The organism is Limoniibacter endophyticus (assembly GCF_014652835.1).
GTDB classification, from domain to species: Bacteria; Pseudomonadota; Alphaproteobacteria; order Rhizobiales; family Rhizobiaceae; genus Limoniibacter; species Limoniibacter endophyticus.
In genome coordinates this window covers 237,800-254,604 of the sequence record NZ_BMZO01000006.1, presented here as the reverse complement: position 1 = coordinate 254,604, position 16,805 = coordinate 237,800, and the positions used below count along the sequence as shown (strand labels likewise).

Sequence of the window (16,805 nt, the reverse complement as noted above, 5' to 3'; positions counted from 1 at the left end):
CCTCAGACCGTTTCTTTATTTGGCTGGACAGCGTCGGCATCCGTCCATTCCGAGCCGTCAAGTTCGGGCTTCGCATAGGCAAGAAGCTCCTGCCAATGATGGTCGATGTCATAGATAAACAGACGCCCGGCAATGCCGCGTGCCAACCATTGCGCGCCTTCCGAAATCGCCGGAATGTCGCCACTGACCTTGCCCAGGCTCATGGTCGCGCCATAGTTGAAGCAATGAATATTCTTGAGCCACGGAGCCATACCCTCAACCTTTTCGGTGAAGGAGAAATCATCTGCGAGCCAGGGAAAGCGTCCTAGCCCCGGATTGGTCTCGTCTTCCGGCGGCGTGAAGCGGTCTTCCCAGCACGCGATCTTGTCCTGGAAAGGCGCAAGTTCCTCGCGCAATACCGGGTCGATGGTAAAGCCGGTACCAAGCATGACGAAATCAGTGCGGAAGATACGGCCCGTTACCGTCGTTATGACGATCTCGTCACCCTGCTTTTCCATCGACTGAATACCGCAGTTGAAATGGAAATAGGCGTTGGAATGGCGGCTGACGCGCAAGGTCGAGCCGTGCGGCGCGGGCGTCTGCTGGCGCACGGAATAGTTCATCATCCGCCAGCGCCATTGCGGGTCGATCATCGGGAAGCCGGCGGTCACCCCATAAGAGCCGATACCCATCAGCTTGTTGATGGTCGGCATCTCTTTTCGACGAATGAGCATACGTACTTCCGCCGCACCATGTTCCAACGCTTCGGCGGCGTTATCCACAGCCGAAGCGCCAACGCCGATGACGACAATGCGCTTACCCTTGAGCTTGTCGAAATCAACCGTATCGGCAGAATGCGCCCAGGTCTCATGGCGAGGCAAGTGCTTGATGAAATCGGGAATTTCAGGCGCGCCCATGCCGTCGCGACCCGTTGCCATGACGACTTTGCGCGTCAGGATCGGTTCCGCGATCCCGCCATCGATCTCCAGTTCAAGCAGACCGTCCTCCAGCGGGATGACCCGCGTGACGTGGACGCCATTCTCCACAGGGATCTGCATGACCTGACGATACCATGTCAGGTAATCCATCCACATCGGCCTGGGGATTCGATAAAGCTCCTCCCAGGCCTCCTCGCCGAACTGCGTCGTGTACCAGGCGCGAAACGTGAGCGACGCCATCCCCATGGCCGGTCCGGTCAGCGTTTTCGGCGAACGCAGCGTTTCCATCCGGGCGTACGTAACCCAGGGCCCTTCCTTGCCCGCCGCAGAGCGGTCGAGAATGCGCATATTGGCTATGCCGGCGCGACGCAACCCGAACCAGGCGGCGAGGCCACACATACCGCCGCCAATGATGACGACATCGCTGACCGGCCTGCCGGATGCGTGACTGGTCGGAGCGACCCAGTTGGCCGGAGGGAAGTTGAGATATTGGAGATCCTGGCGAACGCGCTGGTTGAGGATTTCCAGTTTCTCTGACGTGGTCATGTTACACCTGATTTCTTGACCTTGCGGCCTGTAAACTTAACGAGCGAGCACGACGGCATCGGTCGCGCGCCAGCCGACATTGACATGATCGCCATCGAGGCTCGACAGCGTCACCGGATCGATCTGAGCGTAGAGGTCGGATCCATCTTCAAGCGTTATGGTCAGAGTCGTGTGATTGCCCTTGAAGAGCCTATGGGAAACATGCCCCGGCAAGGTGGAGATGGCATCTGTGGAAGCGTCATAGCAGCGGATGGCCTCGGGGCGCACGGCCACCGTAACCTTCTGCCCCCCCGCGGGCGCTTCGCCAGTGTGCACGGCCTTCACCTTCTTGCCGTTCCATTCAACGATAACGGTGTCGCCTTCGACACCCGCAACCACGCCCTCGATGAAATTGCTCTCTCCGATGAAATTCGCCACGAAACGGCTTTTCGGCCGTGCATAGAGCGTGTGCGGATCGCCCATCTGCTCGATGCGCCCCTCATTCATCACGACGATGACGTCGGACATGGTCAAAGCTTCTTCCTGGTCATGGGTGACAAAGATAAAAGTCTTGCCGGTGGTGCGCTGGATCGATTTCAACTCGATCTGCATCTGCTGGCGCAGCTTCGCATCCAGCGCCGAAAGCGGCTCGTCGAGCAGCAGGACGTCGGGGTCGGGAGCAAGAGCACGCATCAAGGCGACGCGCTGGCGTTGACCGCCTGAAAGCTGTGCCGGCATACGGTCGCCGAAAGCCTGAAGCTGCACCAGCGAAAGAAGTTCGGATGTACGCTTATGGATATTGGCTGAAGCCATGCCCTTCAACTCGAGACCGAAAGCAATGTTCTTTGCAACGCTCAGATGCGGGAAGAGCGCGTAGTCCTGGAAAACAATATTCACATTTCGCCTGTTCGGCGGCAGGTGAGTAATGTCCCTCCCGTCAAGCTGGATCGCGCCGGAGGTCGGTGTCTCGAAGCCCCCCAGCATGCGCAGCGTCGTGGACTTGCCGCATCCCGAAGGACCGAGCAGCGTGACGAACTGACCCTGCCCTACTTCGAGATCGAGATTGTCGACTGCAATAGCCGAGCCGTATTTCTTGGTGATTTTCTGGAAATGGACGACGGGTTGCATGGTTCTTATTTCCTTGAACGACGCGTGAGGCGTTCGGCATAAAGCCCTACTGCGGAGGTCACGATGAGGACGAGCGTTGCCATGGCGTTGATTTCCGGAGACATGCCGCCCTGGACCTTGGCGAAGATCAGCATAGGCAAGGTTGGCTGGTAGCCGCCGAGGAAGAAGGTACGGACGAAATCATCGACGCTGGTGAGCGCGCAGAAGATCATGCCGCCGACGAGCGCCGGCCCGAGGAAGGGCAGCGTCACGCGGATGAAGGCAATGAAATTGTCGGCGCCGAGATCTCGTGCCGCATCGACGAGATTGTTCGGCATGGAGCGCAACCGCGTCAACACCATAATGACGACGAATGGCACAGCATGCACCACGTGACCCAGGATGATCGCGTTGGTTCCTGTCGGCATGTCGATGGAACTGACGAAGAGGCGCAGCGAAATCGCCGAGATCATGCCTGGAACGACGGCAGGCAGGCAGGCAAGTGCAAAAAGCACGCCCTTGGCCGGCATGGCATCATTGGCGATGACCAGTGCGATCCAGACGCCAATGACAGTGGCGATCAGGGTAACCGCGAGCGCGATCAGGACGGTATAGCCGACAGCGGAGAGAAATTGCTGGTCCTGCACCACCTGTTGGTACCAGGAGAGCGTATAGTTGCCGATTGGGAAGGCGATGAAGTTGCCATCCTTGAAGCTCATGGCCATCATCAGCGACAGCGGCAACATGAGATAGACGACAAAGAGCCAGTAGGATGCGCTGAGCGCTGTCTTCGGAAGGTCGTTGAAGGGGCTTCGCATCACATGAACCTCGTGGAACGACCGCCACCGACGATGCGCATGAACAGACCGGCGATCGAAAGCGCGGCAACCAGCATGATCATCGAGAAGGCAGCGCCAACGGGCCATTTGTCGGAGGCGCCGTGGAAGAAGGAAGAAATGATCTCCGGGAAGATCACCGTATTGGGACCACCCAGGAGCAGCGGGGAGGCGAAGACGCCGACCGAGGTGAGGAAGACAAGCGAGCACCCGGATACAATGCCATCTTTCGACAACGGCAGGATCACGCGGCGGAAACGTGTAAACGGCCCCGCCCCCAGGTCGGCAGCAGCATCGACAAGCGAATTCGGTATTTTCTCGATCGCCGAATAGAGCGGCAGGAGCATGTAGAGGGCGATCAGGTAGATGACGCCGAAGCTCAGGGAGAAATAATTGTAGAGAAGCGGGATCGGGCGATCGATGATGCCGAGCTCACGCAAGAGCACGTTCACTGCGCCGCGATTGGCAAGCAACATGATGACCGAAAATGTGCGGATCAGTTCGCCCGCCCAAAACGGCACCAGCAACAGAAGCAGCGCCTTCGTGCGATTTTTCGGCTGCACGACTTTCGCAACATAATAGGCAACCGGGTAGACGACGATCAAGGTTGCCAAAGTTACACAGAAGGCGAATACCAAGCTGCGCAGGAAGGGCGTGAAATAGAGGCTCTCCTGGAAGAAGAGCTTGTAATTGGCCAGCGTGTAGCTCGGCTCCGCATCGTTGATCAACGGATATTGCTGCAGGAAGCTGATCTTGGCCATCTGGTAGATCGGACCAATATGCAACGCAACCATCCAGAACAGCGGAAAGCTCAACAAGAGGATCAGTCTTGCCTTTGGATTTTCCGCCAGAAAGCCGATCGTGTACCGATAGAGGCGGGCGTTGACGATGCTACCGATCCAACCGGAATATCGTGGCGCAGCCACGCTCTTCGCGGCGGAGTGGGTCGTCAGACTTTCATCTGTCATGGAAGTGATTTCCGCGTCTCATCCCAAAATGCAGAGGGCCTTCGAGCCCTCCCGGTCGAGAGAACGGGGCCGTATGCGCGCGGCCCCGAAGCTGCCCCAATCAGGCAGCCTTGATCTCGGCGGTTGCGCGGTCGATCATCTCATTCTTCATGTCACGATTGACCGGCGAGAAGAACTGGATGCGCTGCACCTGCTCGTCAGGTAGAACCGAAGCCGCTTTTTCGCGATCGGTCAGCGCAGAATCGACGCCCGCAAATGTCGAGGCAAAGCCCGATTGGCGCACCATCTCCGCACCGATTTCCGGCGAGGCAAGAAGCGCGTCGAGGAATTTATAGGCATTGTCCGCGTTAGGTGCGTTCTCGACGACGTTGAAGGAGTAAAGGAAGCCATAAGTTCCTTCCTTCGGAACCGACAACTCGACAGGATGACCGTCCATGATGAGCTTTGCAGCCGGACCAGACCACGCCTGGGCGACATAGACGTCCTCGTTCACGAACATCTGCTGAATCTCGGACCCTGCATCATAGTACTTGCGCACCTGCGGCTTGTGCTTGATCAGGAAATCACGCGCTTCATTGGTGGCCTTCTGAGCTTCCTCACGCTTGTTCTCGTAGGTGACATAGTCGCCATCCGTGCCGAGATAGCGCATGGTGATCGAGAGGAAGTCGCTGATGATATAGGACGTCAGGCCTTTGAACTCCTCATCGAACATAATGGCCCAGCTATCGGTCTCTTTCGTATAGTCGGTGTTGCGCACCAGACCTTCGAAACCGGCAAGCAGAGGCAGACCATAGGTCGACCCGTCGACAGTAAGCTGCGGCGCATCCTTATAGGCCGGAGCCAGGTTACTCCAATTTTTCAGGCGGCCCGAATCGAGCTTGGCAATGAGATTGGACTTGAGAAACTGATTGAGCCGGTGACCGGTAACGGTGACGATATCGGTCGTGGGACTGGTCCCTTCGGCAGCCAGCGCATTGTACTGCTTGCCCTGATCGTCGGTCAGGCGCACGCGGATCTCGATGCCCGTGTCATTCCTGAACTGATCGATGAAGGACTGCGGAATGAACTTGTCGTAGGTGGTGACATTAAGCACGTTGCTTTGCGCGAAGGCCGGGCGAATGATCGCCGGTGTAGCCAAGGCACCTGCCCCCGCGCCGAGCATCTTCAGCGTCGAGCGACGGTTGATAAGCAGTCTGGTCATTTTATTTCTCCTCTGGCCTTGCCGCATTCCCCTGCGGCACGCTCATGCAAAAAGCTGTACATTTCACATTTTGCATTCACAAGTGTATCAAGTTGAACATATGTTCATATTTGTGAATATTGAAATGCAGCTTCAGCGTTCCCCATCACGGTATTTTATTTCATGACGTTCCGCATCTTGATGCGCAGAAATTCTTCCGCCATACTGGAATTTAAATCCTGTATATTGGATGATCAATCTCTGAAACCGAATTGTCAAGGCACTTAACGAATGCACGTGCAATTCCGAAAATTCCACAGGCGCCGCACTATGCGCAACAAGTTTTAATACTGGTCGCGAAACCCGGTATTTTCATGTCGCGTCTACCCCCCCCCCCGCGAAGCGCCTTAAAACAGCTTCTTCTCGCTCTCAATGAAAAACAAAAGCAAGGAACACTAAACTATGCAGGTCAGTATTCTCGGTGCAGGTTCGAACGCTTTCGGCGTCGCCGCCTTTCTCGCCAACCAGGGACACGCGGTAAAGCTCTGGTCGCCTTCGGGCAAACGCACCGAGCTTCTTGGAAAGGGTTCCCCGTTAAAAGCGACAGGCTTTTTCGAATGTGAACTGCCGGTCGGCGTCGCGGCAAGCGCGCAGGAAGCGGTTGAGGGGGCCGACGCTGTCATCCTCAACATGCCTGGCAATGGGCATAAGGCTGCACTTGATGCCGCCGCGCCATTCCTGAAGGACGGCCAGCCGGTCATCATCAGCTCGCACTCTTCCTTTGGCGCCCTCTATCTGTCGAAGCTGCTGGCCGCAAGGGGCGTGAGGCTTCCCATCATCGTCTGGGGAACCACGCTGCTGACCGGGCGGCAAAAAGCGCTCGACCATGTGCATATCGCCACTGTGCGCCAGAAGATCGACGTTGCAGCCGTTCCACACAGCGCGCTGGATGATGCACATGCACTATGCACCCAGCTTTTCGGCGACAGATTCGTCAAGCGTGACGGCATGATGGCGATCGCGCTTTCCAATCTCAACCCGCAGAACCATCTGGGCATCGCACTTCTCAACCTGACGCGAATGGAGAAGGGTGAAGAGTGGAGCCAGCCCGGCCATGTAACGCCTGCTGTCGGACGTCTGATCGAAGCGCTAGACCAGGAGCGCATCGCCATTGCCGAAAGCTTTGGCCTGAAGGTGCGAACTGTCTTCGAACATTTCTCGCTTTCCTTTCATGTACCGATGGGTAGCGTCAGCGAGATGAACCAGGCGATGTATGAGCGCGACGGTGGTGGCAACGGCCCCGCGACCATCGAAAGCCGATACATTCTGGAAGACGTTCCATTCGGACTGCTCCCCACGGCACTGCTCGGTCGCCTCGTCGGAAAACCAGCCCTTCTCCACGAATCCGGCATCGAGATTTTCTCCGCGTCCTATGGTCGCGATCTCAAGGCCGACAATGACCTGCTCCCGGCGCTCGGCCTCGAAGCAATGAGCCTCGCCGAGCTGGAAAAGCTCTGCCGCAACGGGTATAGCGCCTGAGGCTGGAACCTTTGCGCCTGCGTGCGTGTTGCCCGTTGCCATGAGCGACGAGACCGAGATGACCGCAGGCGCAGGACTGATCTATGCAAGTGATTCCGAGCCGGGCATCACGCGAAAGCGCGCAGGCAAGGGCTTCTACTACCTTTCCGACAAGGGCATCCGCATCACCGACGAGGAAGTGCTGCTGCGCCTGCGCACGCTGGCAATCCCCCCGGCCTGGAAGGACGTGTGGATCGCCGCGGACGAGAATGCACATTTGCAAGCGACCGGCCGCGACGAGAAAGGCCGCAAGCAATATCGCTATCACCCCGCCTGGACCGCCGAACGCGGCGAGGCGAAGTTCCAGAACCTCGTCCCCTTTGCACATAAGCTCGCCACCTTGCGAGAGGCAGTGGACGCGGATCTGCGCAAACGCGGCCCGGCGCGCGAAAAAGTTATCGCCTCGGTCGTCTGGTTGCTCGACAATGCGCTGATCCGTATTGGCAATGAGATTTATTCCAAGCAGAACAAGAGCTACGGTCTGACGACGCTTCGCTCCAAACATGTAGAGATCGAGGGTTCGAGGCTGCGCTTCTCCTTTCCCGGCAAATCCGGCAAGCAATGGGAATTGAAGATCACCGACCGGCGCTTAGCCAAAGCCTTGCGTTCGGTACAGGAACTTCCTGGGCAGAATCTATTTCAGTATATCGACGAGGATGGCGAACGCCGGCCCCTGCGCTCACAGGATGTCAATCTCTATATCCAAGAGGTTATTGGCCCGGAATTCAGCTCCAAGCATTTCCGCACATGGGGCGCGACGACACAGGCCGCTTTCCTTCTTTCCGAGGTGGAGCGCCCCGATACGGTGCATATGCGCAAGCGTGTCATCAATCAGGTGATCGACAAGGTGGCGCGTCAGCTCAATAATACGCGCGCAGTCTGCCGCTCCAGCTACATTCATCCGGCGGTGATTGAAGCATTCGAAGCAGGATCTCTCGGGACAACCATTGCCGAGATGCGCAAGCGGTACCGCAAGCCGCTCAAGGGGCTAGAGCTGGACGAGTCGATTGTCCTGCGCTGGCTCGAAGCTTTATCCTAATCCTCGCGGTCTCGCATTGACGCAACGGCCCCAAGCCCTTAACTCATGATGCATCATAAGCGATGCCATCTGGGCTGAGAATTTCTGAGAACGAGAGGTCGAGCAATGTCGAATTATCCGGACGTCAAACTTTTCATCGACGGCGAGTGGAAAGACGCGAAAGATGGCAAGACGATTGATGTCGTCGATCCGGCCACCGGCGAAGTGATAGGTCAGGTCGCACACGCCTCCAGGCCCGATCTCGACGATGCGCTCGCCTCCGTCGCGAAAGGCTTCGACATCTGGAAGCAGGTCTCGCCGTTCGAGCGTTCCAAGATCATGCGCCGCGCCGCCGATCTGCTGCGCGAGCGCAAGGACAAGATCGCCGCTGTCATGACGGCCGAACAGGGCAAGCCGCTGGAGCAGTCGACGATGGAAACGGTCGGCGCTGCCGACACGATCGACTGGTTCGCCGAAGAAGCGCGTCGTACTTATGGCCAGATCATTCCGGCGCGCACCAGTGGCGTCACGCAGCTCGCCTACAAGGTACCGGTCGGTCCGGTCGCCGCTTTCACGCCCTGGAACTTCCCGATCAACCAGGTGGTGCGCAAGCTCTCCGCGGCCCTCGCCACCGGCTGCTCGATCATCGTCAAGGCTCCGGAAGAAACCCCCGCCTCGCCTGCCGAACTGATCCGCTGCTTCATCGATGCCGGCGTTCCGGCCGGCGTGATCAATCTGGTCTACGGAATTCCGGCGGAAATCTCTGAATATCTCATCCCTCATCCGGTAATCCGCAAAATTTCCTTTACCGGATCGACGCCGGTAGGCAAGCAGCTCGCCGCACTGGCCGGCCTGCACATGAAGCGCGCCACCATGGAACTCGGTGGTCACGCGCCCGTGATGATCTTCGATGATGCCGACGTCGACAGCGCGCTCAAGATCATGGCCGGGTCGAAATTCCGCAATGCCGGCCAAGTCTGCGTTTCGCCGACGCGCTTCCTCGTGCAGGAAGGCATTGCTGACCGCTTTGTCGATGGTTTCGTCGAGGCAGCCAAGGCCATAAAGGTCGGACCTGGCACGGAAGAAGGGATTGGCATGGGGCCGCTCGCGAATGAACGCCGCATTCCTGCGCTCGAAACCCTGATCAACGACGCTGTTTCCAATGGCGGCGAGTTGAAAACCGGTGGCCGCCGCATCGGCAACAAGGGCAATTTCTTCGAGCCCACGGTTCTAGCAAATGTGCCGACCAAGGCGCGCATCATGAATGAAGAGCCGTTCGGGCCCGTGGCCATCATCAACCGGTTCAAGAGCCTCGATGAAGCCGTTACAGAAGCAAACCGCCTACCCTTTGGGCTTGCCTCCTACGCCTTCACGAAGTCGACCACGACTGCGCAGACACTTTCAGCCCGCGTCGAAGCCGGCATGCTGACCATCAACCATAATGGTCTGGCTCTACCGGAAGTGCCGTTCGGCGGCATCAAGGATTCCGGCTACGGCACTGAAGGCGGGTCGGAAGCAACCGAAGCCTATCTGGAAACCCGCTTCGTCACTCAGATGAGTTGATTTTCCGGTCGTGACCACTATTCGAGAGGCGGCTCATTCGAGCCGCCTCTCTTGCAATACAGGCAATCTCCATATGTCCCCCTTTTCGGCAATCGAACGAAAGATCGCCGCCAGCGGCAGGATCTAGTGCTCGAATAGACAGAAAAATCTCCGGCACACGTCTTGTGGAAGTGAGTATCTCAGTGCCTGGAGAGATCACCGGGACAGACGAGGCGGCAGGCTGGCGCGAAAAGCCTTGAACCTGTCAAGCGCTGAGAGAGATTTGCCTTCGTCGATCGAGGCGAGATCGAGAATTATGGCATTGGCGATGGTCATCGGAACCACGAGGGACTGTGACTGGCCGACCCCGCCGCGCGAAACCGAGATATGGAAATCGCCGGGCGGATCGATGCGCGCCCCATTCACGTCACTGAGAATCAAGGTCTTGGCGCCTTTAAGCGCGGCAGCGCCCCGGATATCGACAATGACGGGCGACGGGCTGCGGAACGAGAGAAGCCACACCACATCCTTGTCCGTCAAAATGCTCAGCATTTCCGGGAGAATATGCAATTGCGAACTTAGATCGGTCGCATCATACCCCGAGCGCCTAAGCCGCAGGGCTATCAGCGAAGACAGGGCCGCGGCATGGCTGCGGCCGAGGACGAAGATCCGGCGGGCATCACGCAAGACTTCGGAGAATGCTCTAATGTCTGTGTCGCTCACCGAAGTGCGGACCTGCTGGAGCGCAGCGATCTCACTGTCAAGAATGGTCGAGAGCAGCTTGCCCTCTTCCGCCCGGATGAGGCGGGCAGCCATGCGGGCGGCGGGATTTTCGAAGTCGCCGGTGCCAGTGTCGACCAGATTGTTCTGCAGGAACGTGCGAAATTCCGGATAGCCGGCAAAGCCCAGCCGACGCGCCAGCCGCACCGCCGACGCTGGATGCACGCCGGCGCGAGAGGAGACTTCCTTGCCATTCTCCATCGCCGCGCGCACCGGATCGCTCATCAGCACTTCGAGAAGCCGTGCATCGGCTTCCGTCAGCTTGGAGGAATTCAGGGCGATGAGATCGGCGAGAAAGCGCGGCACGTCAGGCTGCTTATCAATCTGATTTTCTAGCCGTTCCTTGTTCACGCCGCTCTCCGTGGTATCATCCATGCTTACTGCCCTGGCCAGATCGCATTGCCCGTGTGCGCGTCGAAAAGCAACGCATCTTCCGGGGCATAGCCGACCCAGAAATTGTCTGGATCAGAGGGCAAATCCTTGCGCGCGATCGAAAGGCTAAGCCTTCCCACCGGCGTCTCGCAATGCAGAATGGCGTCCGCACCCGTCATTTCCGAGAGGAGCGCCCTGGCTGGCCAGGAGAATTCAGCAGGTTGCTCACGATGAGCCGAAAGGGCTTCGGGGCGGAAACCGGCGATGATGTCCCGCCCCTGCATCAGTCCCTCCAGGTGATCGCCGGCCACAAAATTCATTGCCGGCGCGCCCAGGAAACCAGCGACGAACTGGTTGCTCGGACGGTCGTAAATGGCTTCGGGCGTGTCGAACTGCAACAGCTTGCCATCCTTGAAAACGGCGACCCGATCGGCCAGCGACAGCGCTTCGGTCTGGTCATGTGTCACATAGATGATCGTGGCGCCCAACTGGCGATGGAGCTGCTTGATCTCGGTGCGCATGGCAACGCGCAGGGCGTTATCCAGATTGGACAGGGGCTCGTCCATGAGGAAGGTCGATGTGTTGCGCGCCATGGCCCGCCCCATGGCGACGCGCTGACGCTGACCTCCCGAGAGCGCACCGGGCTTGCGGTCAAGATAGGGGTCCAATTGCAGGGTTCTGGCAACGGCTTCGGCTCTCTCATGGCGCTCGCGCCTGGGCATACCGCGCAACTCGAGGCCGAAGGCGATGTTCTCGCGCACCGTCATATGCGGATAGAGCGCGTAATTCTGGAAGATCATTGCGATGTCACGGTCCTGCGGCGGCAGGTCGTTGGCTCGCCGGCCGTCGATGATGATCTCGCCCTCGGTGCAGGTTTCCAATCCGGCAATCAGGCGTAGCAGAGTCGATTTTCCGCATCCCGACGGCCCCACGATGACGATAAACTCGCCCGGCTCGATGGTCATGTCGATGCCGTGCAGTATCTGGGACCCGCGCCCATAGCTCTTGCGTATATCGCGGAGAATGATGCCTTTCACGATCTCACCTCTTCTGCAATGGCGGGTTGCCTGAGTTTGCGCCGCTCAATGGCGAGGCTGGGACGGTCGGTGGTGAAAACCTTGACCTCCAGATCCAGAGCCTTGTCTATCTGCTCGACACTATGGGCAGCCCAGCAACCAAGCTCCAGACCAGAGGCGTTGACCTGAGCCATCAGCTCGACGGTGACCAGATCCACATGAATGCCCAGTTCGGGGATCTGGTGCGATCGGGCGATCTCGATGACTTTGGCGATGTCCCATTTCTCCAAGATGGCCGGGCTGACCAGCCAAAGCCGGGGGCGGTCGCAAGCCTGGGCGATGGCATCGAGGCTTTCCACCTGAAACGAGGAAAAGCGGCTTGTGGAGAGCCTGCCGCATTCCGTGAGTGCTTCAACCACCCGAGGCACGAAATCCCGATATGGCCTGCCATCGACACCGGGCTTGATCTCGCAGCGGAAGACGACGTGGCTTTCCGCATAAAGAGCGCAGAGCTCCTCGAGAAGAAGCGGGTTGCCGCCCTGCCCGCTCTGGATCGATGCGGCGAGCACCTCAGATGCCGTCATGGTGGCGATGGTGCCGGAGCGGTCCGTGGTGCGATCGAGGGTGGGATCGTGATGGACCACGATTTGTCCGTCGCGGGTAGGATGGACGTCGAACTCCACCTCCTCAAGTTCCATTTTTGAGGTTGCCAGAAATCCGGCCGGCGTACTGTCGCCAAATTCGAGTGTTCCGCCACGATGAGAAGCGATGCGAGTCAAAGTTTTTCCTTTTCTTGTTGTCATCATTTGACCGCGCCCATGGTCATGCCGCGGACCAGATGACGCTCGACCAGCACGAAGCCGAGTATCACCGGCAGAATGGAGATGGCTGAAGCTGCCATCACCAGAGGCCAGTCGACAGCGCCCTCACCCGGGTTGATACGATAGAGTCGGGCGAGGCCGAGCTGGAGCGTGTAAAGGTCCTGCTGATTGACGGCGACGAGCGGCCAGATGTAGCTGTTCCATTCGGCGATGAAGATATAGAGGCCCATGGACATGATGGCGGGCCGCGCCAGCGGAATGATGATCCGCCAGAGCACCTGGTGGGGTTTGGCACCATCCATATAGGCCGCCTCATCGAGCGCACGGGGAATGCCGCGGATATATTGGCGCAGGAAGAAGGCGGCAAAGCCATTGGAGATCGCCGGCAGCACCAGCCCCGCATAGGTATCGAGCAGCCCCACATTGGCGAGGGTGAGATAGTTGGGGATGAGGCTGATATGGCTGGGGATCATCAACGTCGCCACGGTCAGCCCAAAAAGCAAATTGCCGCCGGGAAAGGTGAAACGGGCAAAGGCGAACGCCGCGAGCACGGCAACGGCGAGCCCCACAATAGTCACCATTCCGGAAACAATCACGCTGTTGAGCAGATAACGGGCGAAATTGTACTGCCCGATAGCGCGCACATAATTATCGAGGGTGAACTCCAGCGAGCCGGTGTAATAGGCACTGGCCGTCTGGAAGGACATCCAGATCGAATATAGGATGGGCGACAGGAACAGAAGGCCACCAGCAAGCGCCAGGACCGAAAGCATTCGGTTTTCAGGAAGCATAATGCACCTTCCTGCCCAGGACCCTCGATTTTACGAATGCAAGCACAACGAGGATCACGAACAGCATCACCGCGAGGGCAGAGCCTTGCCCGATATCGAAGAGCGAGAAGCCGATACGATAGAGCAGGGTAACCAGCATAGTGGTGCCGCCGGCGGGACCGCCGCGCGTCATGACGTCGACAATGGTGAAGACTTGAAAAGCTTCGATGACCGACACGATCAGCAGGAAATAGGTAGTGGGCATGACGAGCGGGAAGGTCACCCGCCGGAACACGTGAAACTTGCGCCCGCCATCAACCGAGGCAGCATCGTAAAGCTCGTTGGGAACGGCCTGGAGCGCAGCGATATAGATGATAATATCGTAGCCTAGCTGCTTCCAGGTATTGACAATAATGAGGACGGCGAGGGCCAGCGAAGGCGTCTGCAGCCATTGCACCTTGGAGCCACCCAGAGCCTGGATCAATCCGTTGGCCATGCCGTGATCGGTGGCAAATACCCAGGAAAAGACCACGGCGATGGAAACAGTAGAGGTGACCGAGGGCAGGAAAAATGCGCCGCGCAGGATACGTGACGCCTTCGTCTCGCGGATGAGAAGGCTCGCCAGGGCCAAAGCCAGCGCCAGCCGCAGCGGGACCGAGATGACCGTAAAGATCGTCGTAACCCGAAGTGCGTTCCAGAACTCATGCGAACCGAGAACGAGATCGTAGTTCTTCAGCCCAACAAATGGCTTGTCGGGCGAGAGAAAATCCCAATCGCGAAAGCTCAGATCGACGCTAGTAAGAATGGGAATGTAGGTGAAAACCGCGATGAAGGCGATCATCGGGGCCACGAAGAGATACGGTATGAGTTTGCGAGACATGGACCCAGCCATAGGCGGACCTCCCGTATGAGAGGCCCGCCAGGTGTTGAAAGATTGAGTTCAATGCGTCAGGCGCGCGGCCTCGGTACGGGTGCGCGCGGCAAAATCGGTGAGCGCCTCCGTCACCTTGCGCTGCCCCAGGGCGGTGGCTTCCCAAAGATCGTATTCGCTGGTGCGCATCCAGGTTACGACCGGCGGACGCGGACGGCCTTGCGCATAGTCGAGTTGCTTAATTGCCACGTCGATGCCCGGCTGGGTTTCCAGCGCTTCGATCGCGACGGGGTGATCGGGGGTGTGCCGGTTGATCGGCATATAGCCGGTCGCGGCGAACCAGATGGCGTTTGCTTCCGCGGAAGCGGCAAAGCTGATGAACTTATAGGCCGCATCCTGCACTTCCTGCTCGGAACTGGCGAGAATGCCGATGCCGGCACCGCCAATGGGAACGGAGCAGGCCTTGTTGCAAGGCATTGGACGCACCACCAGATCTTCGCCCACCGCAGCACGCGAACTGGTATAGTTGCCGGTGGAATTGAACATGATACCTACATTGCCGGCATAGAATGCGTCACGACCGTTATTTTCGGCTGTAACGGCATCGACCGAGGCTAGCCCGTGCTCGTAAACGAGCGAAGACATCCATTCATAGGCCTCGATCGTTTTGGGCGAATCAAGCAGGATATCGCCGGTAGCCGGATCGATGAGATTGCTGTCATTGCCCATGACCAGACCCCAGCGGGCGAACTGACCGGGGGCGGCGATGCCGAACACGCCCTCATCGCCCAGGTTTTCCTGAATCTGGCGCGCAACCGCTTCGACTTCCTCGAAGGTGGTCAGCGACGGCTCGCCCTCGATACCGGCACGCTCGAGAATGGCGCGATTATAATAGAGAACCGGCGTCGAGGAATTGAAGGGGATGATATAGTTTTTGCCCTCGTAGACGCCTACTTCCCGCGCATAATCATAAAGATCGTCGCGTAGCGGATCAGCATCAAGATAGGATGTAAGATCGACCAGTACATCCCGTTCAGCAAAGAGGCCATAACGGGTGACTTCCAGAATAACTGCGTCAGGAGCGCGGCGGGCCGGAATCGCCGCCTGGAGACGGGTTATGATATCTTCGTAATTGCCTACATGTTCAGCCTCGATCTTTATACCGGGATTTTCAGCTTCAAACAGCGCGATGATCTCGGACAAAGCCTTGCCGGAAGAACCGCCAAAACTATGCCAGAAATCCACGGTAACTTCCGCATTCGCCGGGGCTAGACTCCCCAGCAACGCTACGACACTGACGGCCAGACAACTCTGCAATTTCTTTAGCATCTCTGTAAATCCTGCAATTGAGATTGCAGGCAACCTACAAAGCTTCCGTGTCGGTTTGTTGAAGCGAGGATGAAGGTTTGATGACGCAGCCGAATGGCATCGGTCGGGCGCAGGCCGTCAGGCAACTCCGGATAGTATGAAAGACGGACACAAACCCGCGCCAGCCGCCCATCTTCACAATGCTTTTAGCCAAAGTTTCGAACTTTATCTTTCAAAATACAGTTTGATTATTGACAGTTTCGCGTGCGCCGCTCAGGTGCTTGCGCATCAGAACAGCTGCCACCTCATTATCCCCCCTCTCCAGCCTGTCGAGAATTTCCAAGTGCTCCCGGCAGGTGACCGCAACGCGATCCGAACCGTGTTGCCAATTATAGTTTGAAAGGCGGCGCAACTGATTTTGGCGGTTCATTGCTTCTTCAATGTAACGATTACCGGAGGCAGCGCTGATGCCAAGATGGAACGCCGCATTCATCTCGAAAAGCGTGACGCTCGAGGTTTCCGTCCACGGACTGGCAAGGATCGCATTATGTTGCGCTTTCATTGAGGCGATCCACTCTGAAGAAAGCGAGAATGCGGGGGAAAGGATTGCCGCCGTTTCGATCAGCAAACGAAAATCATAGCTCTCTTCCCGCGCCCGCTTATCGCGCACAGGGTCGAAAAATTGCCATCCATAGCCCTTCCGGCGCTGTATTACGCCCAGGCCTTCGAGTTTGATAAGCGCTTGGCGGACAGGTGTCCGTTCCCGCCCAGTTAAACGCATCAGCTCCAGTTCCGCAAACTGCTCCGGCAGCTTTCCCTCGCGCCGCAATCTGGCGATAGCGACCAGAATCTCCTCATCAGCTGGTGGCCCGGCTTGCACTTTGACACGGGGCGGCACAGAAACGAGCATCATCCCGCGATTGGGATCATGGCGCACGAAACTCTGCGCTTCCAACAGCTCAAGCGCCATCCTTACGGGCGTCCTCGATACGCGCAGCCGCTCTGCAAGCTGGCTCTGCCGCAGCCTTGCTCCCGGCTCCAGTTTATCCTCGTGGATAATCTCGATGATACGACGCATTAGATCCTGCTGTAGAGGCGTCCCAGCATCCGACATTTTCTTCTTGCCCTCGCTGCAATTTTGGTTTTTATTTTATGAAGTACTTTCTTGACGGATGCAAACAAAACCACCCGTCGAT

The 16,805-nt window shown here is 57.9% G+C and carries 15 protein-coding genes; 3 read left to right on the top strand and 12 right to left on the bottom strand.

Annotation, left to right across the window (positions count from 1 at the left end):
- Positions 1–2: 2 nt before the first annotated feature.
- The 5 genes from IE151_RS10595 to IE151_RS10575 form a co-directional block, all read right to left on the bottom strand.
- Entirely contained in the window at positions 3–1,463 is a 1,461-nt protein-coding gene (locus tag IE151_RS10595) for an NAD(P)-binding domain-containing protein (protein ID WP_189489975.1), read from the bottom strand.
- Between the two features lie 36 nt (positions 1,464–1,499).
- Positions 1,500–2,570, bottom strand: a complete 1,071-nt coding sequence (locus IE151_RS10590; RefSeq protein ID WP_189489974.1) for an ABC transporter ATP-binding protein — start codon at positions 2,568–2,570, stop codon at positions 1,500–1,502.
- A gap of 5 nt (positions 2,571–2,575) precedes the next feature.
- Positions 2,576–3,367: an ABC transporter permease gene (locus tag IE151_RS10585; RefSeq protein WP_189490028.1), complete on the bottom strand. Its 792-nt coding sequence runs from the start codon at positions 3,365–3,367 to the stop codon at positions 2,576–2,578.
- Positions 3,367–4,353: an ABC transporter permease gene (locus IE151_RS10580; protein WP_189489973.1), complete on the bottom strand. Its 987-nt coding sequence runs from the start codon at positions 4,351–4,353 to the stop codon at positions 3,367–3,369. The genes IE151_RS10585 and IE151_RS10580 overlap by 1 nt, the downstream gene beginning before the upstream one ends.
- 100 nt (positions 4,354–4,453) lie before the next feature.
- Positions 4,454–5,554: an extracellular solute-binding protein gene (locus IE151_RS10575; RefSeq protein WP_189489972.1), complete on the bottom strand. Its 1,101-nt coding sequence runs from the start codon at positions 5,552–5,554 to the stop codon at positions 4,454–4,456.
- Positions 5,555–5,995: 441 nt separating this feature from the next.
- On the opposite strand from IE151_RS10575, the gene IE151_RS10570 reads away from it, so the two are divergent.
- From IE151_RS10570 to IE151_RS10560, 3 genes are all read left to right on the top strand, one after another.
- Positions 5,996–7,072, top strand: a complete 1,077-nt coding sequence (locus tag IE151_RS10570; RefSeq protein ID WP_189489971.1) for an NAD/NADP-dependent octopine/nopaline dehydrogenase family protein — start codon at positions 5,996–5,998, stop codon at positions 7,070–7,072.
- Positions 7,073–7,130: 58 nt separating this feature from the next.
- Positions 7,131–8,150: a DNA topoisomerase IB gene (locus tag IE151_RS10565; protein WP_244636705.1), complete on the top strand. Its 1,020-nt coding sequence runs from the start codon at positions 7,131–7,133 to the stop codon at positions 8,148–8,150.
- A gap of 105 nt (positions 8,151–8,255) precedes the next feature.
- A complete protein-coding gene (locus IE151_RS10560; RefSeq protein ID WP_189489969.1) occupies positions 8,256–9,692 on the top strand; it encodes an NAD-dependent succinate-semialdehyde dehydrogenase in 1,437 nt (478 codons plus the stop codon).
- 195 nt (positions 9,693–9,887) lie between these two features.
- On the opposite strand, the gene IE151_RS10555 is transcribed toward IE151_RS10560, so the two are convergent.
- The 7 genes from IE151_RS10555 to IE151_RS10525 form a co-directional block, all read right to left on the bottom strand.
- Positions 9,888–10,826, bottom strand: coding sequence for a MurR/RpiR family transcriptional regulator (locus tag IE151_RS10555; RefSeq protein WP_308430497.1), 939 nt, complete (start codon positions 10,824–10,826; stop codon positions 9,888–9,890).
- A 2-nt stretch (positions 10,827–10,828) separates the two neighbouring features.
- A complete protein-coding gene (locus tag IE151_RS10550; protein ID WP_280517246.1) occupies positions 10,829–11,860 on the bottom strand; it encodes an ABC transporter ATP-binding protein in 1,032 nt (343 codons plus the stop codon).
- Positions 11,857–12,618: a glycerophosphodiester phosphodiesterase family protein gene (locus IE151_RS10545; protein WP_244636704.1), complete on the bottom strand. Its 762-nt coding sequence runs from the start codon at positions 12,616–12,618 to the stop codon at positions 11,857–11,859. The genes IE151_RS10550 and IE151_RS10545 overlap by 4 nt, the downstream gene beginning before the upstream one ends.
- A gap of 23 nt (positions 12,619–12,641) precedes the next feature.
- Positions 12,642–13,451: a carbohydrate ABC transporter permease gene (locus tag IE151_RS10540; protein ID WP_189489967.1), complete on the bottom strand. Its 810-nt coding sequence runs from the start codon at positions 13,449–13,451 to the stop codon at positions 12,642–12,644.
- Positions 13,441–14,310 carry a carbohydrate ABC transporter permease gene (locus IE151_RS10535; protein ID WP_189489966.1) on the bottom strand — a complete coding sequence of 290 codons (870 nt, stop codon included), beginning with the start codon at positions 14,308–14,310 and terminating at the stop codon, positions 13,441–13,443. The genes IE151_RS10540 and IE151_RS10535 overlap by 11 nt, the downstream gene beginning before the upstream one ends.
- A gap of 60 nt (positions 14,311–14,370) precedes the next feature.
- The gene (locus IE151_RS10530) at positions 14,371–15,630 is read right to left on the bottom strand and encodes an ABC transporter substrate-binding protein (RefSeq protein WP_189489965.1); all 1,260 of its coding nucleotides are present in this window, start codon (positions 15,628–15,630) and stop codon (positions 14,371–14,373) included.
- A 211-nt stretch (positions 15,631–15,841) separates the two neighbouring features.
- Complete coding sequence (locus tag IE151_RS10525; RefSeq protein WP_189489964.1) at positions 15,842–16,723, bottom strand: GntR family transcriptional regulator; 882 nt, start codon at positions 16,721–16,723, stop codon at positions 15,842–15,844.
- Between the last annotated feature and the right edge of the window lie 82 nt (positions 16,724–16,805).